The organism is Acinetobacter lwoffii (genome assembly GCF_024129855.1).
GTDB lineage: Bacteria > Pseudomonadota > Gammaproteobacteria > Pseudomonadales > Moraxellaceae > Acinetobacter > Acinetobacter lwoffii_L.
The window spans coordinates 1-6,122 of record NZ_JAMXXC010000052.1 but is presented as its reverse complement, the minus strand read 5'-3'; the positions used below and the strand labels follow the sequence as shown (position 1 = coordinate 6,122).

Annotated in this window: 10 protein-coding genes; 6 read left to right on the top strand and 4 right to left on the bottom strand. The window is 37.1% G+C overall.

Annotation, left to right across the window (positions count from 1 at the left end):
* Positions 1-175: 175 nt before the first annotated feature.
* Positions 176-1,066: a LysR family transcriptional regulator gene (locus tag NI465_RS16260; RefSeq protein WP_035334907.1), complete on the bottom strand. Its 891-nt coding sequence runs from the start codon at positions 1,064-1,066 to the stop codon at positions 176-178.
* 149 nt (positions 1,067-1,215) lie between these two features.
* Between NI465_RS16260 and NI465_RS16255 the strand changes: the two genes are divergently transcribed.
* Together NI465_RS16255 and NI465_RS16250 are read left to right on the top strand one after the other, a co-directional pair.
* The gene (locus NI465_RS16255) at positions 1,216-1,809 is read left to right on the top strand and encodes an NAD(P)H-dependent oxidoreductase (protein ID WP_004647752.1); all 594 of its coding nucleotides are present in this window, start codon (positions 1,216-1,218) and stop codon (positions 1,807-1,809) included.
* A gap of 9 nt (positions 1,810-1,818) precedes the next feature.
* The gene (locus NI465_RS16250) at positions 1,819-2,133 is read left to right on the top strand and encodes a putative quinol monooxygenase (RefSeq protein WP_005105962.1); all 315 of its coding nucleotides are present in this window, start codon (positions 1,819-1,821) and stop codon (positions 2,131-2,133) included.
* A gap of 110 nt (positions 2,134-2,243) precedes the next feature.
* Here NI465_RS16250 and NI465_RS16245 read toward each other — a convergent pair whose 3' ends face one another.
* From NI465_RS16245 to NI465_RS16235, 3 genes are all read right to left on the bottom strand, one after another.
* Positions 2,244-2,534: an addiction module antidote protein gene (locus tag NI465_RS16245; RefSeq protein ID WP_004647750.1), complete on the bottom strand. Its 291-nt coding sequence runs from the start codon at positions 2,532-2,534 to the stop codon at positions 2,244-2,246.
* 1 nt (position 2,535) lies between these two features.
* Entirely contained in the window at positions 2,536-2,832 is a 297-nt protein-coding gene (locus NI465_RS16240) for a type II toxin-antitoxin system RelE/ParE family toxin (RefSeq protein WP_004647749.1), read from the bottom strand.
* Positions 2,833-2,993: 161 nt separating this feature from the next.
* Positions 2,994-3,308, bottom strand: a complete 315-nt coding sequence (locus NI465_RS16235) for an ArsR/SmtB family transcription factor (protein WP_086044972.1) — start codon at positions 3,306-3,308, stop codon at positions 2,994-2,996.
* A 103-nt stretch (positions 3,309-3,411) separates the two neighbouring features.
* Here NI465_RS16235 and NI465_RS16230 point away from each other — a divergent pair, with 103 nt between their 5' ends.
* The 4 genes from NI465_RS16230 (at position 3,412) to NI465_RS16215 (ending at position 5,973) form a co-directional block, all read left to right on the top strand.
* The gene (locus tag NI465_RS16230; RefSeq protein ID WP_086044973.1) at positions 3,412-3,828 is read left to right on the top strand and encodes a YeeE/YedE family protein; all 417 of its coding nucleotides are present in this window, start codon (positions 3,412-3,414) and stop codon (positions 3,826-3,828) included.
* The gene (locus NI465_RS16225; protein WP_155861417.1) at positions 3,829-4,245 is read left to right on the top strand and encodes a DUF6691 family protein; all 417 of its coding nucleotides are present in this window, start codon (positions 3,829-3,831) and stop codon (positions 4,243-4,245) included.
* 2 nt (positions 4,246-4,247) lie between these two features.
* Complete coding sequence (locus NI465_RS16220; RefSeq protein ID WP_086044975.1) at positions 4,248-5,120, top strand: MBL fold metallo-hydrolase; 873 nt, start codon at positions 4,248-4,250, stop codon at positions 5,118-5,120.
* 70 nt (positions 5,121-5,190) lie between these two features.
* Positions 5,191-5,973 (top strand): sulfite exporter TauE/SafE family protein, encoded by a 783-nt coding sequence (locus tag NI465_RS16215; protein WP_086044976.1) that lies wholly within the window; start codon positions 5,191-5,193, stop codon positions 5,971-5,973.
* Positions 5,974-6,122: the final 149 nt, after the last annotated feature.

Sequence of the window (6,122 nt, the reverse complement as noted above, 5' to 3'; positions counted from 1 at the left end):
ATTTTATATCCAGTCCATGGTGATAAAAACCATCATAAACCAGACATTTTTATTGGTGAGAATATAGACACTTTAAATGGGTTCTAACAAGTCGACTTCGCATAACCTCCATTATGTTAAATGGGTAGTGATTTGGTGGATTTTTCAGACTCTGGTTTGAAAAATCCATTTAAAATTAATTAAGCTGTTGTAATTTTTCATATAAATAATCAATAAATAATCTAACTCTCTTAGGTATATAATTTTTTTTGTAATAGACAGCATGGATTTTTTGCTCATGAATCTTTATTTCATCTTCAAATAAAGCAATTAATTTACCTTCTTTTATATCCTTTAAAATTAAAAATTCAGAGAGACAAGCGATTCCTACGCCTTGTAAAGCAAGTTGACGAACACTTTCGCCATTAGAAGCTGTAATAGATGGTGAAGTTTTATATAGTTGATCATTTATATAAATTGGCCAATTATTTAAATGCAAAGGATGGCTAAATCCTAATAATCTATGTTGATTTAACTCAATAATAGATTTTGGTAAGTTATTTTTTTTGAGATATTCAGCGCTAGCAACGATATACAAACGACTTTTATATAATAATTTTGCATAGAGACTTGAATCTTCTAGATCACCAAATCGTATAGCAACATCTATTTTATGCTCTAATAAATCAATTACATGATCATGACTAGTTAGTTCAATACTGATTTTTGGATATCGTTCTATAAACTCTGGTATTAATGGAATAATTACATGCAATACAAACGGTGTTGCTGAATCTATTTTAATTAAGCCTGTAGGTTCAGTACCTGGATTAATTAACAACTCTTCAGCTTCATTCAAATCAGAAAGTAATTTTCTTGCTCTTTCTAAAAAAATTTTTCCATCATAGGTAAGATTAAGGCTACGGGTTGTACGTTCGATTAATTTAACATTTAATTTTTTTTCGAGGCGTTGTAATGTGCGACTGATAGCAGATGTTGTTTGATTTAATTGTTCTGCTGTTTTCACTATAGAGCCACAATCAGCGATCGTAACAAATACTAAAAGTTCATCAAATGTAGATTTCATATCTAAGTAAATCATTAATAAAAAATCATTTTTAATTATATATTAATTTTAATTATTAACAATTAATCAATAATGTTTTGTTAATAATTGCATTTATGTTGATGGATCTTAAATTTATATTGTACTTCTCTATTCAATTTGGGATGAAGATGAATAATATTTTAATTATCAATGGTGCTAAAACTTTTGCTCATTCTAATGGTGAATTGAATGATACCTTGACAATTTTAGCAGAAGAAGTGTTAACCAAATTAGGTCATAAAGTTAAAGTTACGCGTGCTGATAGTGCTTTTGATCCAAAAGAGGAGGTAAAAAAATATCTTTGGGCTGATGCTATTATTTATCAAATGCCAGGCTGGTGGATGGGTGCACCATGGACAGTAAAAAAATATATTGATGATGTATTTACTGAAGGTCATGGTCATATATACGCTAATGATGGTCGTTCACGTTCGGATACTTCTAAAAAATATGGTTCGGGAGGCTTAATGCATGGCAAAAAATTTATGCTGTCATTAACTTGGAATGCACCTGCTGAAGCATTTACTGATCCAAAACAATTTTTTGAGGGGAGAGGTGTAGATGGGGTTTATTTGCCTTTTCGAAAAGCCAATGAGTTTCTTGGTATGCAAAGCATGTCAACATTTATTGCTCATGACGTCATCAAAGCACCAAACTTACCACAAATAAAAGATGACTATCGCCAACATTTGATCCGTAATTTTTCTGCATCAGTGATATAGAGGTAAATGATGTTAACAATTATTGCTGAAATTAAAGTAAAACCCGGTTCAAAGCATCTGCAACATGTAATCAATTCATTCAAGGAGATCACACCAACAGTGTTTGAAGAAGATGGTTGTTTTGGCTACGAATTACTTATTAATCATGAGAGTCATGCGTCTTATCAGGCGCCATTGAAAAATACAGTCGTTATGTTGGAAAAATGGAAAAGTATCAAACATTTAGATGCACACCTTGCAACCGTACATATGCAAGAACATCACTTTAAGATAAAAGATGATGTTCTTGGTGTTGATATCCGAATTTTAGAGAATGGATTTTAATCAAATTATTATATTCATTTATGAGTTTCTCTAAAATTAACATAATACACGTTATAGGAATCTAAAAATGGGAGCCTTTAGCTCCCATTTTTACTATATTTTTTAAAGCTTTAGGCGTGTTGTACTGTGAGTTTTAAGCCTAAAGCATTTACTACACGATTAATTGTATCAAAACGTGGTGCTGAATCATGACGTAGGGCTTTGTAGAGTGCCTCACGCCCAATCCCTGCTTCTTTAGCGATTTGAGTCATGCCACGAGCTTTAGCAATAACACCAAGTGCATGAGCTAATTCAGCTGGATCATTCTCTTCAAGAACCATATTGAGATAAATCACAATGTCTTCTTCAGTTTTGAGTGACTCAGCCATATCAAAACTTGGTAAATCAGCTACTTTAACCATTTTAATCCTCCAACGTTTTCGATAGTTTGACTGCACGATCGATGTCTTGTTGTTGAGTTGATTTATCTCCACCACCAAGCATTACAATCACAACGTCACCATGTTGGATGTAATACATCCTCCATCCAGAACCGAAGAATTCTCTCATTTCCCAAACGCCATCTTGGAGAGGTTTAATGTCTCCCCAGTTTCCACGTTGAACCTTATCTAATCGACGATTCAGGCGGATACGGGTCATATTGTCTTTAATGCCATCCAACCATTCATCAAATTCTGGCAGACGTTTAATTTCAATCATGAGGATTCCTTCTCTTCTCACTATATTGTATTCGATCGAATACAATATGCAAGTAATCTATATGAACATCCATTAATTTCGTATAACAGCCATTATGTTAGATGGTTCTATCGCATTAAGAACTAGATTAGATACTGTAAAGGGTGAAATGCGACAGAACCTTAATCGTGACTGCAATAAATTTCATAGAGTGTCTGCATGATTTTTAACACGCGCATATCGCTTAATTGATAAAAAATCTGTTTACCCTCCCGTCGTGTCGATACGATCTGATTGTTTCTTAAAACTGTTAGTTGTTGTGACAAGGTGGGTTGGTAGATATTAGTGCGTATTTCAATTTGCTGCACATTGAGTTCACCTTCCACCAAAACACATAGAATTTTAAGACGATCTGGGTTTGATAAAACTTTTAGACAATCACTAACAAGATCAACTTGTGAGAAGTCTATTCGCGTTTTTAACTGAGTAGTGTTCATGAATGCATCCTAATAATGAGATAAAAAAATTAAGATCTTCTACTTGAATAATTAAAATTATTATATAATATAAAAAAATATATTGTAATTGGGTATATTTACTATGCATGATTTTCTGATCGCATTTTTAGGCGGATTGCTTCTTGGCGTAGCCGTGGTCGGCTATCTTTATGTGCATGGTCGTATCGCCGGAATCAGTGGTTTAATCGAACAGGTGCTGAACCCTTCAACGATGTTTAAAACACCTGCAATTTGGTTTCTGTTGGGCTTAATCACGGTGCCATTTATCTATGGACTGTTTGTTCAGCCAGAAATTGAATTGAATGCGAGTCCGCTGATGATGGTGGTTGCGGGTCTCTTGGTTGGCTTTGGTACACGCTTAGGTTCAGGTTGTACCAGCGGTCACGGCATTTGCGGGATGAGTCGTTTGTCTAAACGTTCCATCGTGGCCACCATGAGTTTCATGTTTGCTGGTTTTGTCACTGTTTATATGATTCGCCATATCACAGGAGCTTTCTAAATGAAAAATTTTCTCGCTTTTATTTTTGGTGGTTTGTTTTCTGTGGGGCTGATGGTATCAGGTATGTCGAATCCAGAAAAAGTGCTGGATTTCCTAGATCTGTTTGGTGACTGGGATGCCAGTCTAGCCTTTGTCATGATGGGTGCAATTGCCGTAGCATTTATTCCCTTTCAAAAAGCTATACGTTCTGCAGCACCGAAAACCGTTTTTAACGAACCTATTTTATTGCCAACCAGTCAAAAACTTGACCCACGCTTAATCATTGGCAGCCTGCTGTTTGGTATCGGTTGGGGAGTTGCTGGTGTATGTCCTGCACCAAGTTTTACTTTGATTGGTCTTGGACATTATCAGGTCCTGTATTTTATTGTCGCAATGCTTGTAGGCGTGTTGATTCACCGTAAGTGGGCAGGAGCTTAATGATGTCAAATTTCCCTGTTGTAAAAGATTTTTTTCATGAAGATACCAATACTTTTAGTTATGTGGTGAGTGATCCTACAACTCAGGCATGCGCAATTATTGACAGTGTGTTGGATTATGATGCTGCATCTGCAACCACTTCGACCACACATGCCGATCAGATTATTGCCTATGTCAAAGCACAGGGTTTAACAGTCGAGTGGATTCTGGAAACCCATGTCCATGCAGATCACTTGACCGCAGCGCAGTATCTCAAAGTTGAATTGGGCGGCAAGATTGCCATGAGTCAAAAAATTGCTGTGGTACAGGAGACCTTTGCTGCGATCTATCATTTGGATATTAAGCAATGGAATGCCCAGCAGTTATTTGATTACCTATTTGAAGATGATGAGAAATTTCAGATTGGTTCAATCGAAGCATATAACATTCCCACCCCCGGACATACACCGGCCTGCTTAAGTTATGTCATCGGTGATGCTGTCTTTGTCGGGGATACTTTGTTTATGCCGGATTATGGTACGGCACGTTGTGACTTTCCGCGGGGAAGTGCAGCAATACTTTTTGATTCGGTACAGCGCCTGTTTGAACTGCCAGAGAGTACCCGAGTATTTCTATGCCATGACTATTTACCACAAACCCGTGATCGCTATGTATGTGAGACGGATCTTCAGACGCAAAAAAACCGAAATATTCATATTCATCATGGTACGACCAAAGCTGAATTTGTAGAAATGCGTAATAAGCGCGATGCGGGTTTGAGTATGCCAAAACTAATTTTACCTTCGATACAGATCAACATGAAAGCCGGACAGTTCCCTGAGCCAGAAGAGAATGGAGTTTCTTATTTGAAACTTCCACTTAACTATTTCAGATAAACAAGTTTCAACATTAAACAACAAGGTTTGTCTTTTGTTGAATTGCTTGATTTAAAGAGGGGTGTGGGCTATGTGGATGTTGATACTGGAAAGCTTGGCCATTGGTGGCTTGCTAGGGTTAACAGGTGCTGGTGGAGGTATTCTCGCTGTGCCGGCACTCATGGCGAGTCAAGGGTGGACTGTAGCACAGGCTGCCCCTGTGGGCCTACTTGCAGTCACTCTATCCGCCTTGGTTGGAACATTTGAAGGTTTATTCAAACGTATAGTGCGTTATCGTGCTGCGCTTTGGATTGCTCTCATCAGCATTCCATCAGCACGTTATGGTGTGCATCTAGCAGGAATTATATCTCCAGTATGGCTAACCCTAGCATTCAGTCTAGTGATGCTGCTCGTCGCTTACCGGATATTCTTTAATAAAGTCCATGATCATGAAAATACACTGTGCAAGGTTAATCAAACTACAGGTCGCCTGATCTGGAATATGAAAACTGCTTTATCTCTCGGTATTATTGGTATGGTGGCAGGTTTGTTAACTGGCTTGCTTGGAGTGGGTGGTGGTTTTGTGATTGTTCCAGCAGTACGTAAAGTGACAGACCTCGATATGCGCAGTATCGTTGCGACCTCCTTGATGATTATTTTTCTAATTGGTGGGGTTAGTATTTCTGCCCACGTGTTGGACGGCTTTCAATATCCTGTTTCCATCACGCTCACTTTCGTTATGGCGTGTATTGTGGGGATGTTAATTGGGCGCAGTTTAATACATCGGATAGATGCTAATCGAGTGCAAAAGATTTTTGCAACGACTGTGATCGGAGTTGCTATGTATTTAATTTATTCAGTACTTACGGGATAAATGATTAATTATTCAATATTTCTAAAATTAACATAATACACGTTATACGAATTCCCAATGTTAGAACCCATTTAAAGTGTCTATATTCTCACCAATAAAAATGTCTGGTTTATGATGGTTTTTATCACCATGGACTGGATATAAAATAT

Excerpts from the sequence above, each read along its gene's own strand:
- NI465_RS16225 (WP_155861417.1), top strand. The coding sequence starts at position 3,829 with ATGAAAAATTTTCTCGCTTTTATTTTTGGTGGTTTGTTTTCTGTGGGG.
- NI465_RS16230 (WP_086044973.1), top strand. The coding sequence starts at position 3,412 with ATGCATGATTTTCTGATCGCATTTTTAGGCGGATTGCTTCTTGGCGTA.
- NI465_RS16220 (WP_086044975.1), top strand. The coding sequence starts at position 4,248 with ATGTCAAATTTCCCTGTTGTAAAAGATTTTTTTCATGAAGATACCAAT.
- NI465_RS16245 (WP_004647750.1), bottom strand. The coding sequence starts at position 2,534 with ATGGTTAAAGTAGCTGATTTACCAAGTTTTGATATGGCTGAGTCACTC.
- NI465_RS16250 (WP_005105962.1), top strand. The coding sequence starts at position 1,819 with ATGTTAACAATTATTGCTGAAATTAAAGTAAAACCCGGTTCAAAGCAT.
- NI465_RS16235 (WP_086044972.1), bottom strand. The coding sequence starts at position 3,308 with ATGAACACTACTCAGTTAAAAACGCGAATAGACTTCTCACAAGTTGAT.
- NI465_RS16255 (WP_004647752.1), top strand. The coding sequence starts at position 1,216 with ATGAATAATATTTTAATTATCAATGGTGCTAAAACTTTTGCTCATTCT.
- NI465_RS16240 (WP_004647749.1), bottom strand. The coding sequence starts at position 2,832 with ATGATTGAAATTAAACGTCTGCCAGAATTTGATGAATGGTTGGATGGC.
- NI465_RS16260 (WP_035334907.1), bottom strand. The coding sequence starts at position 1,066 with ATGAAATCTACATTTGATGAACTTTTAGTATTTGTTACGATCGCTGAT.
- NI465_RS16215 (WP_086044976.1), top strand. The coding sequence starts at position 5,191 with ATGTGGATGTTGATACTGGAAAGCTTGGCCATTGGTGGCTTGCTAGGG.